Source organism: Lacrimispora sp. 38-1 (genome assembly GCF_049890855.1).
GTDB lineage: Bacteria > Bacillota > Clostridia > Lachnospirales > Lachnospiraceae > Lacrimispora.
This window is the reverse complement of the sequence record NZ_JBANEW010000102.1, coordinates 1-350: the sequence shown is the minus strand read 5'-3', so window position 1 is coordinate 350 and position 350 is coordinate 1. Positions and strand designations below refer to the sequence as shown.

The window sequence follows — 350 nt, the reverse complement described above, 5'->3', positions numbered from 1 at the left end:
TGTGCAGGACTGGTCACCAGCTTGTAGCCGGTTGTTGTTTTTGGCACATTTCTCCAGGTGAAGGTTCCTGCCGGTACACTTCCTGTCAGTGGCGGAAGGCCTGGTACTGCTGTTGTGGTACCTTTGATATAATAGTTTACCGTGTAGCCGAACTTCTGCGTATCATCAATCTCATAGTACACGATCTTTTCGTTTGGACCTGCGGCTGTGATTGTCATACTCGCCGGCTGTGCAGGACTGGTCACCAGTTTATAGCCAGTTGTTGTTTTAGACACATTGCTCCAGGTAAATGTTCCTGCTGGCGCACTTCCGGTCAGTGGTGTAAGACCCGGTACCGCAGCTGTGGTACC

At 50.9% G+C, this 350-nt stretch carries 1 protein-coding gene; it reads right to left on the bottom strand.

Annotated elements, in window-relative coordinates:
• A partial coding sequence (locus V7D18_RS27500) for a hypothetical protein (protein ID WP_426159276.1) occupies positions 1-350 on the bottom strand: 350 nt, incomplete at both ends.